The organism is Leptospira noumeaensis (genome assembly GCF_004770765.1).
Taxonomy (GTDB): Bacteria; Spirochaetota; Leptospiria; order Leptospirales; family Leptospiraceae; genus Leptospira_A; species Leptospira_A noumeaensis.
Window position 1 is genome coordinate 39,815 of sequence record NZ_RQFK01000038.1, and the last position, 14,509, is coordinate 54,323.

Consider the following 14,509-nt stretch of genomic DNA (forward strand, 5'->3'; position numbering starts at 1 on the left):
ACTTTTAATGCAAATTGAGAACTATACCTCTTTAGGCAATTTATTTTTTATTTAAGTGATTTTGAATTCAAACACCATGAATATCACTACAAGTAAAGATGTTTCGTCTTAAAATCCACATCGCAAATATTAGTATTTTTGAATAAGGCAAGTATCATAGAATTCTTTAAGACAAACTTTGAAATTAATTAGGTTTTATTTGAGAAACAATTCATCCGTAATTGTTATTGTGGTGGCCTTCGAGGTGAAGGCTTTTTCTTACAACAATAGAAGGCTGAACTCTTAAAAAAACAGAGAAAATAAATCCACCGACAGATAAATAAATTAAAGAAAGCGAAGAACTGAAAAACTTCGCAAAAAAAATGTTCGCTAGAAACCGTGAAAGATTCGTAATGCGACCGGGTAGATTTGCTAAAAATGCTCTCTCGAATATGACTGCAGGAGGAATGTATGGTGGTTTTTAGATTTATTCTCATTATTTCAATTATCAGTCTTTTTTCTTGTTTTGGTAATTTTTTTCCGAATGAAGAAGAGACTGGTGAAGCAGCAAAAGAAAGATGTGCAATGTCTTTACTTGCATTGAATTCTGAATTAGAGGAAGGAGCTGTGATTTCTGTATCTTTGGAGCAATTAGTTATTGTAAGAAAAAGAAATCCAGTCAGTTGATTAAGTTTTGATAACCTTTTGAGACTTCCAAAAAGAATTCAATTATCTAAGGCCACATGAAAGAATTCAAAATTTTTTACCTGCTGACCATCAGTGAAAGTCGACAAAGAAGTTGGCTTGGAGGAAATCTCGGACAGGCATGTGAAGATCCATTTTTACGTAGTTAGCCTTGGTGTGATCGACTTGTGTACGGGAAAGTTGTTGCATTTTAAAAACCCAATGCCATCCTATTTAACGTCTGAATCAGGATTTCTATGATCCTTTTTGTAAAGCATGTATAGAAACAAAACTGTAAAGGATGTACGAGTACACTCAAAACACCTATCACCTATTATGCGACATAATCTATATTCTCGGAAGTTGAATCTGATGTTGTCATCTTTGGGCCTAAATAAAAGAAGCTACCGTTTTTATCAGATAAGATGAATCCGTGGAAGTTTATCTTGTCAGATTCTTTTTAATTCTTTTTGTTGAGATGGAGTGACATTTGCCTCAGTAGCATATTTTTCCACTGCGAAACGACTTCTTTTGTTTGTTCATCGATGGCTTTGATTTGAAAGTTTTTTAAATCGGCTTTTTTCCCCAATCCTTTTCAGAATTTCATATAAGATATATTAATTATTCATATATGACTCTTTATTTAATTTAAGGAGTATATATATTTATACCTGAATAATTATCTTATTACAGTTGCATATCATCCTATAATAAAAAAATGGATTGGGTACAACAGCCCGATCCATTCATTATTCATCTTCTATTGTCCTCAATTTCTTTAGGTTCTTTCTATGTAGCAAATTGAAAGTACGGTAAACTATCCTCTGGTTCACGTATCCTTTGTTTGACGAGAAAAGTTTTGATTTTACCTTTCCCTTTGATTTCGATTTCTCCTCTCTCTTCCAATTCAAAATCAGATTGAATCAATTTTGCAGTCGACTCAGTAATTTGAATTTCATTCGGTAGTCCATGTGATTCCATTCTTGATGCTAAATTAACAGCATCACCCCAAATATCGTATATAAACTTTTTAGTTCCAATGACTCCTGCAACCACTGGGCCAGTATTAATTCCAATTCGCATACTAAGTTTATGTCCACTTTTTCCAAGTCGTAACCTTGAGAGCAATGATTTCATATCCCAAGCCATATGTGCCGCGAGTAAAGAATGGAATTGGTCTGGAGTTGGTAATCCTGCCACTGCCATATAAGCGTCACCAATAGTTTTGATTTTTTCTAGTTTATACTTTTCAGCTAAAACATCAAAGTAAGAGAAAATTTCATTTAAAATACGCACCACAGCCTCTGGTTTCAGACCGGATGAAAGTTTAGTAAACCCTACAATGTCAGCAAATATCACAGATACTTCGGGATAACTATTGGCAATTAAACCTTGTTTTTCTTTTAACTCTTCAGCGATTGCTTTTGGCAAAACATTTAACAATAGTTTTTCGGCTCGTTCTTGTTCATTCCTTACCTTTTCGTATGCGTTGGCAATTTCTACTCTAGAATCTTCATTTTCCTTTAACGTAGAACGCACTTTACCCAAAACCAAATTATATCTTTCTGCAATTTGTCCTACTTCCGTAAAAGGTTCCACGGGAACATCTAAAGTTAAATCCCCCGTTTTATGTTGATAGTCCATTGATAAAAATAAATCGATGAGTTCTGTTGTGGCCTTATGTTCGGAGATATTTAAACCCATCCTTTCTTCAGTTTCATCCACCCGCAGGCGGTAAATTCGATTGATCCCTCTAAAGATAATGTAAGAGACTCCAAAGGAAAAAATACCTACCACAAAAGAACCCAAAATTTGGACTAGGATAAAATCCAATCTTCCATTAGCAGCTCCCAACGATTCAATGTCTCCAAAAATACCAACCGCTAATGTTCCCCAAAGTCCACCAACCAAATGCACTGGAACTGCACCTACCGCATCATCAATTTTCCATCTTAAAAGTAACTTCTCTGCTGGAATGGTAAGTCCACCGGCAATCATACCAATCATTGCAGCTTGTTTTGGATCTACACAATCCGCACTAGCAGTGATGGCGACAAGACCCGCCAAAGATCCGTTTAATGGTGAGATTGCTTCCGGATAACCTTTGACGATCCAAGTCAAAAACAAAGCCACCATCATAGAAAACCCTGATGCAATTATGGTATTTAAAATCACTATCGGAACTGAGCCATTAAACGCGAGGGTGCTTCCTCCATTAAAACCCATCCATCCAAACCATAGTATAATTCCACCTAACATAGCCAATGGAAGGTTACTACCAGTCACCGTGGATGGTTCACCATCTTTAAACCTTCCTAAACGCGAACCGACAACAAGAAGAAGCGCTAAAGAAACCCAACCTCCAACACTATGTACCTGTGTCGATCCAGCAAAGTCATGAAAGCCCAATTGTTCCAACCATCCACTGGAGGATTCAAGAAATGTTCCTCCCCAAACCCAATGACCAACAACAGGATAGATAATTCCAGAAATAAGAGCTGTTGCCAAAAGATAAGATGGAAATTTTAAACGTTCAGCAACCGCACCAGAAACAATAGTAGAAGAAGTTCCACAAAACATGAGTTGAAACAAAAAGAAGGTAGGTGGCCAAGCATTGTCTTTCGGAAAAGCGGGTAAAAAGAAATCTGTCCCAAACATACCATGGAAGGAAGATCCAAACATGATTCCAAATCCAAACAAATAAAATAGAAGTGTAGCCACCCCAAAGTCAGCTATGTTTTTAATAGCCACGTTAATCGAATTTTTAGCGCGTGTTAGTCCAGACTCTAATACTAAAAAACCGCCTTGCATCATCAATACAAGTCCCGAACAAACTAGAACCCATAAAATATCTAATAGATTTTTTTGAACCGACATCCCTACCCTCTAAATCGAATTTTATTTAGATGAATCTATCTAAATCATTGGATCCAATGGAATGATTTTTGTTTCTTTCAGTCCAGCAAGTCGAATTCTAGATTATTTCACCTAACATCTATTTTAAATAGAGAACAACCAATCAAAAATCATTTGAAATTGTTTACAATATGGGCAACTTGCTTATACTTTGTTCCAGCGCCACCGATCGTAGCGGAAATCCTTTCGCAGATGCGAAAGATTGGAGCGGAGAGCGGGATCGTTTCGCGAAAAAATTTTGTTCACCAAACAGATCCGAGGCGCCCAAAAAAATCCCTATTGGATTAGGGAAGAATAATTGGACTTAAGATTTTATGAAATTGACAGTAAAGGTAAAACCAAACAATAAAAACCCAGGTATCGACTTTACTACAGAAACAGAATGTACTGTCCGACTAAAGTCTCTTCCGGTTGATGGGAAAGCCAACGAAGAATTGATCGCACAACTTGCAAAACATTTCAAAGTTCCAAAAGGAAATATAGAAATTATATCGGGGTTCACTTCAAAAACAAAAAAAGTATCGATATTGTTTCGAGATTAGAAAAGATCGATCGATTCAAAAAAGGCAGAACTTTAAATTCACAGAATCCGATTCAAATGATAAATTTGTAGTTTTAAGAGTTCTTAATTTTTATCTAAAAATTTTATGACGGTGGGTTAATAAAAGTTAGCTTCGGATAGGAACACTTGATTCTTTTGGCAAGGTGAAATTAAAACGAGATCCCTTACCCAAATGACTTTCTACATGAATACTACCGCCATGTTTTTCGATAAACTCTTTACATAAAATCAAACCAAGCGCGGTACCTCTTTCTCCGATTGTACCAGGCATACTTTTTTGTTTCGCATCGATACGAAACAAATTGTTTTTAATTTCTTCTGTCATACCAGTACCAAAATCTTTGATACCAATTTGTACATCGTCCACTATAGATTCCGAGAAAATATGAATTTCTCCGCCAGGGTGCGAATATTTCACTGCATTAGAAATTAAATTTCGCAGTATTGTTTCAATCATCTTTTCATCTGCATACACAGAAACCTTAGGATCTACTGAATTTTTTACTACGATTGATTTGTTCTGAATTGAAAAAGAAGCAGATGCAATGGAAGATTCAATGGATCGAAATAATGAAATATATTCCGGGAAAAATGAAATTTCACCTGTTTGAGCGCGAGCCCAAGTAAGTAAGTTTTCTAACAATACATACACTTCGCCAGAAGATTGGAAAAGTATGCTGAGGTCATTTTTTGTACGTTTTAACGGTCTTGTATCCAAGTCTTCTAAAATCATTCCTGCAAAAGTATTCATTCCACCTATCGGGCCTTTTAAATCATGAGCGATGATAGAAAAAAACTTATCTTTAGTATGATTTAACAACTGTAATTCAGAATAAAATTTGTCTTTTTCGATTTCCGTTTTTTTACGTTTATCAATATTTCTAGATACTCCAAGGATATTGATTGTTCCGTTAGGATTCCACTGAAATACAGTATTTGCTTCTATCCATTTTGTAGAACCGTCTTTGCAGTATTGCTCTATTTCATCGCTAAATGGTATTCTTTCTCCCGTTTCTTTAAATTCCTGGATTCGTTTGGGTAAAACGTCCCAAACATATTGGAGAGATGTAGGTGTAAGAGAATCTCGCAAAGTATGTGTAATTACTTCTTCTGAGGTGAATCCAGTGATGTTGATAACGGAGGGACTAACATAGAGATATTTTTGTTCGTCATAATTTAAAACCCAAATCACATCTGTGGTGTTTTCAGCAAGTAACCTATACTTTTGTTCACTTTCCTCTTTGTCTTTAATAAAGATATCAATGCACATCATCAAAAATCCAAATGTCATCATGACCGAAGTTACATAAAAAAATAAATATGTGATATCTTGAATTGGTCCTTTTCCAAATGCAATTTGCGAAATAGAAACATCAAAAAATGTATAATACAAGAAACGTAAGATTAAAATAATACCACATGACAAAAAGAAAAATCCTGTAAAACGACTTGAGAGCCGAGACTGTCGATTAGCACTTAAAATTGTTTTCGAAGACAGAAGCAATTGTAAACCGGATGCAAAAGAAATAATAGCAATCCTATACTTAGGAGGAAAATCTGAAAACTGATGTAATACCAAGAGAACTAAAGTAACAACTACCGATAGAATACCGAATTTCCACATCGGTTTTTTATCGAACATAACAAGAATTATATTATTGGAATATACCAAAGACAATAAAATCAGCGTATTACCGATACTGATAGAAATCCAATCTGGGATCATACCTCGTAGTGCTCCCATTACAATCCATCCCAATGCCTGGATCAAAGTTGCCATTGACCAGTCTTTTACAAAACGTAGTCTTTGAAAATACCCTCTTGCTGCAAACCACAGACCTCCCGACATCAGCAAACATCCGATGATATTAATAAAAACGACTGTACGAGGATCAATGTTCATTGGGTGGTCTGGAAATTGTAGATTCCAAAGAAATAGTTTTTTTCATTGTAATTTTATCAACTACAAATGACAAAAAGAGCGGGAAATTTGCTAAACCAAGAATTCGCAAACAATCCTAAAACTAGACTTAGGCGGTTATGGTTTGATGAATTGATCCAAAAGGTAAATTAACGAGGATTCGAATTCCTTCTGGTTCTGCCTGAATTTCGAGTTTTTCAACTTTCCTTTGGGAATTATAGAAACTGCAAGTGCATTGCCGTGGATAAAATCGATCATGATATGTAATACTTTTTCCGTATTATGATGGCTAGAACAAACTGCATTGAATAAGTCCTGTAAATTTTGGTTAAGGGAAACTACAGAAGGGAAACCATCATAAGAATTTTTGATTAAATACAAAGACAAACCAGGATATTCAATAAACAAACTCCAATACCCAAGCAGATATTTTTTTAACGCCAACTTTGGATTTTTGAATTTGATCAATGTTTTTTGCTCAAAGCGGTCAAAAACTTGTCTCACCATTGCCTTTGTTAGTTCCTCTTTATTATCGAAGTAATGATAAATTGCCATTGGATCCAACTCTAATTTTGTAGCTAATTTTCTCATGCTAAGGGATTCATACCCATCTTTTTCACAAATTTTTAGAGCTGTTTGGATAATTTTTTGTTTCATTTACAAACCGGTCTCTACAGTGTAGAATATAATATCTACACTGTAGAGTAATTTTTACCTATGATAAAATATAAAGCATTTATTGCAACTAGTCTAGATGGGTTTATCGCAAGAACCGACGGGTCTATTGACTGGCTAACATCTAAAGAATATATAATCGAAAACAATGATTTTGGTTATTCGTCGTTTATGGCAAATATCGACTGTATCATTATGGGTAGAGCCACTTTTGAGACTGTATTAACCTTTAAAACATACCCTTTTGAATCCATTCCAGTTTTTGTTTTAACACGGAACCAAAATTATAAATATGAATCCCACTTTCCTATTCAGATTTTTCACGGAACTTTGAATGACCTCAACTCAGCATTGGAGGAAAAACAAATCAGATCAGCTTATATTGATGGAGGATTAGTGATTCAAAGTTTTTTAGACAAATCTATGTTAAATGAAATTACAATCACTCAGGTTCCCATATTACTTGGATCAGGGCTGCCGCTATTTACAAATTGTAAGCAAGAAATAAAATTAAAACACATTCGGACTTTGCCATTTCCGAATGGATTTGTCCAATCGATGTATCAGATTAGCTAATATGAACTTATTAGGAAAAATTTTTAGTAACAAAGATCATTGGTTGCGGGAATGCGAGATTTGTGTTAGGCAAATCCGGAGAAGCCCACAAGCCCGCCTCCACCACCCTATTCAGGGCGGGGGCTCTTCCGCGGCAATGTGACATAATGCAGATCATCCACTCCCCTCTCGATCCAAGGCTTGCTTCCTACCAACTCCTCAAAGCAAAGGAAGACCCCTCCGATACATTTATTGCGGATCATGAAAAAACAGCAGTTCGTCTTTTGAATTCAAACCTCCGTGTCGAATCGGTATTTTGTATGCCAAAATATTTGGAGAAACACAAAGACTTGATCCAATCCAAACTTGAAGACCCTAACAAATGTTTTGTTGCAGAAAAAAGAATTTTTGAAGAGACAATTGGTTTTTCAGTACACCAAGGATTTATGGCCGTAGGATTCCAGCGATGGAATTCTATCTCAGAAACCAAAAATCCGATGCTTCTTGTCAACTCGATTGTCGACAGTGAAAATATTGGATCCATCCTTCGTACTGCGGCAGCTTTTGGAATCCAATCCATCCTCTTTGATTCCAAATCGGCTTCTCCCTATTTACGTCGGAGTGTAAGAGTATCGATGGGTTCACTTTTTCAAATCCAGCTAGTGAGAGTTTATAACCTAACAGAAACGATACACAAATTACAAGACACAGGAAACAAAATTTTAGCTCTATCCCTTCCCAGAGACGGAGATACTTTGTTATCCAAAACAAAATCCATCTATGAAATGAAAAAACAAAATAATTTCGTATTAGTAGTGGGAAATGAAGCAGACGGGATCGAAAAAGATATCTTAAACCTATCCAATGAGTTAGTTTATATACCCATGAAAAACAAAATTGATTCTTTAAATGTTTCTCATGCACTCGCCGTTGCCTTATCACATTTAATAGGATAATGAACAGGAGAAGTAGTCTTTTAGTTTTCCCAGTCCCAAAAAAAATCTTTGTTTGTCATTTCCGGTTCTACATTTTTTGGAGATGGAGTTTCATTCACTGAATTCTCTTCTAAATCTTTTTTAGCAGATTCCAAATCCAAGGTCTCTTTTAGCCAATACTCTTCCGTTCCGAAATGAGGGAATAGTGACGGAAACGATGGATCTTTCCATCGTTTCGCAATCCAAGCAGCATAATGAACATATCTGACAATACGAAGTGGTTCTACCAACTGTAGCCAGTTTTCATCAAAGTCAGCAAACATAGTGTAACCTTTTAAAAACTGAAACAAATCATCCTTCCGATTTTCTTCACCTAACGGTAACAACATCCAAAAATCCTGAACAATGGGGCCTGTTAGAAAATCATCAAAATCTAAAATACTATATCCATCTTGCGAAATGAGTAAATTTCCTTTATGACAATCTCCATGAATTCTTTGGAATGGAATTTGGTATTCTTTCACAAGAGATTCAAAAATTTCAAAAGAACGAAGTGCAGTGACTTTATACCGCTCTGCCAAACTTTGATTAGGTATTAGATTATTTTCTAATATGAAATTTAAAGATTTTAATCCATAAGAAGGAATATCCAACACAGGTCTATGTTTGGAATCTGATTGTTTTCCAATGGAATGAATCCTTCCAAGTAAGGCGCCTACTCTTTCTAAATTGGAACCAGTTATTTCTTCCACAATCCTCCCATTACGTAAGGGCCAAATTGCGAAATAAATTCCCAACCATTCGAATAAAGTCTTCCCCTTGATGGATATGGGCGTTAAGACAGGAATTTCACCTAACGTTAGCTCTTGTAAAAATTCATGTTCTTCTAAAATTTCAAACTGGCTCCATTTACCAGGACGATAAAATTTAACAACAATTCTTCCGGAATTTGATGTTTCAATATCGTAAACACGATTTTCTACGCTATTTAATGGATAAAATCGACCTGTGGGCTCGTAACCCAAAGATTCAATCGCGTTGAGTATCGAATCAGGCGTTAGCTGGTAAAAAGAATGATTGATGTCCAATTTAATAATTTAACTTATGATCCGATTGCGGCCAGACGACTTTGCTTCATATAAAAGTTTATCTGCCGTTCTGAGAAGTTCAAGTGGAGTTTCAATTTGGCTGATATCCCCACCGGCAATACCACCACTAAACGAAATTTTGAAAATTTGTCCAGACTCTGAATTTAATTCCAAACCCGAAATCGTTTCCCTAATTTTATCTAGAACTCGTGTTGCATCTACAAGCCCAGTCTCGGGAAACACAATCACAAATTCCTCACCACCAAATCTAGAAATGATATCCGACTTACGGAGAGATGATTTTAATTCAGAAGCAATTCTTTTTAAAACAATATCTCCTGTTTCATGTCCATAGGTATCATTGATTTTCTTAAAAAAATCAATGTCTATCATTGCGAGAGAGAGGTTGTGTTTATGTCTTTTGCATCTTTGAAATTCTTGGTCTATACGATCTTCCATATAGCGACGGTTATACAAACCTGTCATTACATCTCGGATAGCAGTCTCTCGTAATTGATCGTGCAAAGATTTCATTCGCAAGGCACTAAAGATTCTTGCCAAAAGTTCGATTTCCTTCGCAGGTTTTGTAATGTAATCGGTAGCACCTGCTTCAATCGCAAGTTTGAGATTTTCAGGTTCCGTATGGCCTGTCACCATAATGACAGGTAACCAACCGACTGGTGAAGAAGAAAAAATTTCCGATATAAGTTCAATTCCAGATCCATCAGGCAATTCCCAATCCAAAAGAACCACATCAATTTGGTCTTTGATGATGATCTCCCTGGCATCAGAAAGATTCACAGCTTCCAACGGGATATACCCATGATTGGTAATCCAACGATTGAGAAGTTTTCTCTGAAGTTCAGAGTCTTCTATGATAAGGATTTTTTTACCTTCTTTCTCCATAGTCCAATGATTTTATTTTTTCTTTTTTTTACCTAGTATTTTTTCAACTTCGCCTTCTTCCATAGGAACTTTTACTACAGTTCCCCCTTCTTTACGGATTTGATCTAGGTCTACCACTGCACCAGTTAACAAACGAGAGGCTTTTTTGGATCCGTCTTTGACACCATAAACAACCCACTTGCCACCTTCCAGGGATAACACTAAATAAGTACAATCAGCAACGGCGAGCACTGAATGGGCGGAAATATGAGAGACAAATTCATAACTTAAAACAACTCCGGATCCCACTGCCACTCCAGTAGGAACACCAACTGCTTTTGTTAATTGGTAAATCCCATAAGTAGTTCCTGTCCCAAAAGAAGCAACAGTCCCGGCAACTCCTACAGTTCCTGCAGCAACTTTTGAAGAAGTATAGGTTACTGTTTGTGCAGTTGCGGATGTTCCTGCCACGGTAGCCCCTGTGACAGCACCACCAATGGCAAGTCCCCCACCAAGAACCGTCTGTCCAGATGTAACGCCCGCTAAACTCATTGGTGCCAGAATATATTTCCCCGAAGATTCTGTAACTACAGCAGCTGTTTTGACAGAGTATGCAGAGGTTTTTCTGGCGACTCCAGAAGTAATTTTTGCACCTTTTTCCATAGAGAGAACTGATTCACTTAAAACAACCTCTGTGCTATTAAGTAGAGCACCTAATGCAAGTTCAGCACTAGGTGCGGTGATATAAACAACCCCTTTTCCCGCTAAAGCAAATGTTTCCACCAAACAATAAAGACCCGTACCAGCGCCATTGGTGATAATTGCAGAAGGATAAATGATTCCATTCCAGGTCACATATCCGATGGACAATACGGTTATTTTTCCGATAGGTTTTATGATAGTATCATAAAACAAAGCCTTTGTGAATCTTGAAAATGCTTTGAGCAAAGCAACAGGAACCCCTTCATTATCTGCAATGGATTCCAAATCTGCCTTAGCACGACCTAACTCCTCGGAAGTATCTTGACCAAAAGTAAAAATAGTTTCTTTCCAATTTCCGAAAATTTTTTCAGAAACAGAGGAACGAAGATTTTCGATCTCAGAGAACCTTCGTTTCCAATCCCCAGATTTTAAATCGTCAAAAGATTCATTATAAGAAGACTTCAATGCATCATCCAAATCCACATACCCAAGAACCGTTGACTCAAATACATTTTGGAACTCTTGTTTGTATTGATTGAATCTTTTTTTTGTTGAAGGAGAATTATCTACTGCCTCTTTTTGATTGAGTTGCATCTCTGCCCATTCATCCCATTCCTTACGAATGGCTACTGAATTTGCCACAACCGCCTTATGAGCATCCATACCTCGTTCTACCGATGATCCAACCATTCCGTAAGATTCTGCTATCGATGTGTACATGATGAATAATCCTGGTTTGGTGGCGTTTTCACTCAGATACTGAACTGCAGCCTCCCCGCCGGCATTTAATTTTCCTGCAGCAGACCAACTCATTTTAGTCCCATCTTTAACGATCACAACAGACTCACGGGCTTTTAAAACAGAACGAGAGAATTCATCGCCGGCAAATCCGATCCTTTGATCTAAAACAAATATCGTCGACTCATGAAACGGTGGAATGAACTTAATGCTTGTTCCTTTTACCGGGAGGGCTCCTTGGTAATAAAGAGAAGTATGACCTTCAATCGCTAACTTTTTGGTATTCTTAAGTGGGTCTTCATTCTTTTTATCTGTACCAGAGCAGTTAAAGAGCAAAACCAAAAGAGATAAAGAGACTAGTAGATTTTTGTATAATTTTGATTTCATTTTTTTTCAGAAGCCTTTACTTTCGCACGTTTTGATTGTTCTGCGATTTCCGCATCCAATACTTTTTTGATGATCTTGGGGTCATCTGTTAGGATTTTCACTTTCCCTGCTTTTTTAGCTTCTTCTAAATTAATGACTGTCCCTGTAGGAACATCGTCAAACCCAGAATAGTTGCCTCTTACCACTGCAATCGCAACGCGAGGGCCATCATAGATGATTAAGATCGGTCCATCGACAGCTGTTAATAACAATTGCGGAGGAATGACTGTTATGGCTCCATAACCCAAAACCAAACCAGAACTCATCATATAAACACCGGCTTCCGATGTTCCTTTAGCAAAATCATAAACCATCCCTGTCGCATATGCACCTGTATCGTAAGTTGCACCACCGGCAGTACCAATCACACCACCAGCTGTGGTTCCCGCAACAGAAGTCACCTGGTTAAAAGCAGCGAGTGTTGTTCCCGTGGTGTATGTTGGAACAGTAGAAGCTGCAGACAAAATTCCAATCGAACTAAATAATCCCGTTTCCAATGTCGGTGAAAACACTCGATAACCAGACCTAGTGGAATAATAAAATACAACTCCCGTTGAAATCAATGCTCTGGATGAAAAATTCATTGATAGAGATAGAGGAACATAAACTCCGTTAACAACAAGAATCTCCCCTGTACCTGCTCCCGTTTTAGCGACTGGTGATATCATTACTTCTTTCAGTGCGACAGAATATCCCTGGAAAATATCAATTAGTGCCAAAAGAGAATTCCCACGTTCTCCAGACTCTTCATAGTTTCTTGTAAACTCATTAGATGCTTTTGCAAACGAATCACTCCATGCAGAAACAATTTGATTAGAATTTTTTTGCAAAGTAGATCCAAAAACTTCTTTTATCTTATTTTCATCTTTACTGTGTTTCCGATTCACCTCTCCCAAAACAGCTGACATTTGTTTGTAGTCTGATTCAATTTTTGGTACCAAATAAATATACCCTTGGACAAACCGTGATCCTGCTTCTTGAAAACTTTCTCGAGACACCTTCCATTCTGCTTTACTCAGTTGCCAACCAGCATCATAAATATCTTCAGTCCTAGAAGAAGCATCATCAAACCCAGTACGAGTCCAAGAAGCCACGGCTTTCATTGTATCACCTAACTTTCCTGGGTAATCTTCACTTCGTTTTTTCATATGAACAAGAACCATCGCTTTTGCGACACGGGAGCTGATCCCAAAATTTTCATACGCTAGATCCACAGTATTTTTACCGGAAGGAATGACAGCCCATCCATGTTCCAGGAGATTTTTTCTGGATCCAAGGGAGTTTGCCGTCAGAGGGGCAATTTTTTTGAATGATTGCGGTTTGTTCTCAGAGATTACAGATTCGCCAAGAATTTTATCTGCTTTCTGTGAACCAGAACATTGCAGGAATAAGGTGGTAAAAACCAGAGACCAAAAAAGGAAGGAAACAAATTTCATAAGATGAGGGAACGTTATAGAAGCGAATTAAATACGCAATATAAAAATTATGTTTCCTTGCTTAATCCATGTTTAGTGAGGCAAAAAAACCACATCCTTTTATTTAAGTGACCTTAGAGATTACAGAATTATCATTACACCTATGAAGAAACTGAACATATATCTTGCACTCATTGCCTTGGTATTGTGTGTCATAATCGTTATCCGAAAAAATGATCTGACTTTAACTAAAGTTGCCAGTTTGCTCGCCATCTCAAAAACATCTGAAACCTTCAACTTTCATACCGTTGATGCAATCGCAAAACAGAAATTAAAGTCTAAATACTCTCCAACTCCTGAATTTAAAATTCCGGGACTAGACGGGATCAGCTTTGATGACTATAGACAAATCGAATACAAACCGGATGTTGCCATTTGGAAAAATCTAGGCCTTCCCTACCAACTGCATTTTTTTCATCCAGGTCATATCTACAGTAATGGAATTCAAATTTATGAAGTCATTGGTGAAAAACCTGTAGAAATTCCTTATGATGCCTCTCGTTTCAATTTTGGAGATTTACCACTCTCCGATGAATTCGCAGAGCTGTCTAAAAAACTTCGTTATACGGGTTTTCGTGTCCATTATCCCATCAACCAAAAAGAAGCATTAGAAGAATTTTTAGTCTTCCAAGGGGCATCTTACTTTAGAGCCATTTCCAAAGACCAAGTTTATGGATTGTCAGGGAGAGGACTAACCATAAACACAGGACCAAAAGACAGAGAGGAGTTCCCGATCTTCGAAAGTTTTTATATCAAACGACCACAAAAAACAGATACCTCCATTACCATCTACGCAATCATGAATGGAGAATCAGTTGTTGGTTCTTATGAGTTCATTGTAAAACCTGGAGAAATTACAACCATAGATGTTCGTGCAAAAATATACTTACGCAAAAAAATCAAACGCCTTGGTTTTGCACCCATCACTTCCATGTATTTATACGGAGAATCAGACAATCCAATTTTGG

12 protein-coding genes and 1 pseudogene are annotated in these 14,509 nt (G+C 37.0%); 6 read left to right on the plus strand and 7 right to left on the minus strand.

Going from position 1 to position 14,509, the window contains the following annotated elements:
- Positions 1-450: 450 nt before the first annotated feature.
- Together EHQ24_RS19030 and EHQ24_RS19490 are read left to right on the plus strand one after the other, a co-directional pair.
- The gene (locus EHQ24_RS19030; RefSeq protein ID WP_135603175.1) at positions 451-666 is read left to right on the plus strand and encodes a hypothetical protein; all 216 of its coding nucleotides are present in this window, start codon (positions 451-453) and stop codon (positions 664-666) included.
- Between the two features lie 108 nt (positions 667-774).
- Positions 775-924 (plus strand): annotated as a pseudogene (locus EHQ24_RS19490) (IS481 family transposase); the annotation flags it as partial.
- 528 nt (positions 925-1,452) lie between these two features.
- Here the strand turns inward: EHQ24_RS19490 and amt are convergent.
- Entirely contained in the window at positions 1,453-3,540 is a 2,088-nt protein-coding gene (gene amt, locus EHQ24_RS19040; protein WP_135603176.1) for an ammonium transporter, read from the minus strand.
- A gap of 353 nt (positions 3,541-3,893) precedes the next feature.
- Between amt and EHQ24_RS19045 the strand changes: the two genes are divergently transcribed.
- Positions 3,894-4,121, plus strand: a complete 228-nt coding sequence (locus EHQ24_RS19045; protein ID WP_135603177.1) for a DUF167 domain-containing protein — start codon at positions 3,894-3,896, stop codon at positions 4,119-4,121.
- 126 nt (positions 4,122-4,247) lie between these two features.
- On the opposite strand, the gene EHQ24_RS19050 is transcribed toward EHQ24_RS19045, so the two are convergent.
- Both EHQ24_RS19050 and EHQ24_RS19055 read right to left on the minus strand, forming a co-directional pair.
- Positions 4,248-5,990, minus strand: a complete 1,743-nt coding sequence (locus EHQ24_RS19050; protein ID WP_135603186.1) for a PAS domain-containing sensor histidine kinase — start codon at positions 5,988-5,990, stop codon at positions 4,248-4,250.
- Between the two features lie 189 nt (positions 5,991-6,179).
- Positions 6,180-6,719 carry a TetR/AcrR family transcriptional regulator gene (locus tag EHQ24_RS19055; RefSeq protein ID WP_135603178.1) on the minus strand — a complete coding sequence of 180 codons (540 nt, stop codon included), beginning with the start codon at positions 6,717-6,719 and terminating at the stop codon, positions 6,180-6,182.
- A gap of 60 nt (positions 6,720-6,779) precedes the next feature.
- Between EHQ24_RS19055 and EHQ24_RS19060 the strand changes: the two genes are divergently transcribed.
- Both EHQ24_RS19060 and EHQ24_RS19065 read left to right on the plus strand, forming a co-directional pair.
- Positions 6,780-7,313: a dihydrofolate reductase family protein gene (locus EHQ24_RS19060; protein ID WP_135603179.1), complete on the plus strand. Its 534-nt coding sequence runs from the start codon at positions 6,780-6,782 to the stop codon at positions 7,311-7,313.
- 146 nt (positions 7,314-7,459) lie between these two features.
- On the plus strand, positions 7,460-8,248 hold the full coding sequence (locus tag EHQ24_RS19065; protein WP_135603180.1) for a TrmH family RNA methyltransferase: 789 nt from the start codon (positions 7,460-7,462) through the stop codon (positions 8,246-8,248).
- Positions 8,249-8,268: 20 nt separating this feature from the next.
- On the opposite strand, the gene EHQ24_RS19070 is transcribed toward EHQ24_RS19065, so the two are convergent.
- Genes EHQ24_RS19070 through EHQ24_RS19085 form a run of 4 tightly spaced genes read right to left on the minus strand, consistent with a single transcriptional unit; the run spans position 8,269 to position 13,502 of the window.
- Positions 8,269-9,315, minus strand: a complete 1,047-nt coding sequence (locus EHQ24_RS19070; protein WP_135603181.1) for a serine/threonine protein kinase — start codon at positions 9,313-9,315, stop codon at positions 8,269-8,271.
- 9 nt (positions 9,316-9,324) lie between these two features.
- Positions 9,325-10,221 carry a diguanylate cyclase DgcR gene (gene dgcR / locus EHQ24_RS19075; RefSeq protein ID WP_135603182.1) on the minus strand — a complete coding sequence of 299 codons (897 nt, stop codon included), beginning with the start codon at positions 10,219-10,221 and terminating at the stop codon, positions 9,325-9,327.
- Positions 10,222-10,233: 12 nt separating this feature from the next.
- Complete coding sequence (locus EHQ24_RS19080) at positions 10,234-12,027, minus strand: hypothetical protein (protein WP_135603183.1); 1,794 nt, start codon at positions 12,025-12,027, stop codon at positions 10,234-10,236.
- Positions 12,024-13,502, minus strand: a complete 1,479-nt coding sequence (locus EHQ24_RS19085; protein ID WP_135603184.1) for a hypothetical protein — start codon at positions 13,500-13,502, stop codon at positions 12,024-12,026. Before EHQ24_RS19085 ends, EHQ24_RS19080 begins: the two co-directional genes overlap by 4 nt.
- Positions 13,503-13,644: 142 nt before the next feature.
- Between EHQ24_RS19085 and EHQ24_RS19090 the strand changes: the two genes are divergently transcribed.
- Positions 13,645-14,509: glucan biosynthesis protein (locus EHQ24_RS19090; RefSeq protein WP_167483108.1), on the plus strand; the 865-nt coding region annotated here is incomplete at its 3' end.

What these genes read in the sequence shown, in the direction of transcription:
- EHQ24_RS19055 (WP_135603178.1), bottom strand. Translation starts at nt 6,719, where the DNA reads ATGAAACAAAAAATTATCCAAACAGCTCTAAAAATTTGTGAAAAAGAT.
- amt (WP_135603176.1), bottom strand. Translation starts at nt 3,540, where the DNA reads ATGTCGGTTCAAAAAAATCTATTAGATATTTTATGGGTTCTAGTTTGT.
- EHQ24_RS19080 (WP_135603183.1), bottom strand. Translation starts at nt 12,027, where the DNA reads ATGAAATCAAAATTATACAAAAATCTACTAGTCTCTTTATCTCTTTTG.
- EHQ24_RS19085 (WP_135603184.1), bottom strand. Translation starts at nt 13,502, where the DNA reads ATGAAATTTGTTTCCTTCCTTTTTTGGTCTCTGGTTTTTACCACCTTA.
- dgcR (WP_135603182.1), bottom strand. Translation starts at nt 10,221, where the DNA reads ATGGAGAAAGAAGGTAAAAAAATCCTTATCATAGAAGACTCTGAACTT.
- EHQ24_RS19045 (WP_135603177.1), top strand. Translation starts at nt 3,894, where the DNA reads ATGAAATTGACAGTAAAGGTAAAACCAAACAATAAAAACCCAGGTATC.
- EHQ24_RS19050 (WP_135603186.1), bottom strand. Translation starts at nt 5,990, where the DNA reads ATGTCGGGAGGTCTGTGGTTTGCAGCAAGAGGGTATTTTCAAAGACTA.
- EHQ24_RS19030 (WP_135603175.1), top strand. Translation starts at nt 451, where the DNA reads ATGGTGGTTTTTAGATTTATTCTCATTATTTCAATTATCAGTCTTTTT.
- EHQ24_RS19065 (WP_135603180.1), top strand. Translation starts at nt 7,460, where the DNA reads ATGCAGATCATCCACTCCCCTCTCGATCCAAGGCTTGCTTCCTACCAA.
- EHQ24_RS19060 (WP_135603179.1), top strand. Translation starts at nt 6,780, where the DNA reads ATGATAAAATATAAAGCATTTATTGCAACTAGTCTAGATGGGTTTATC.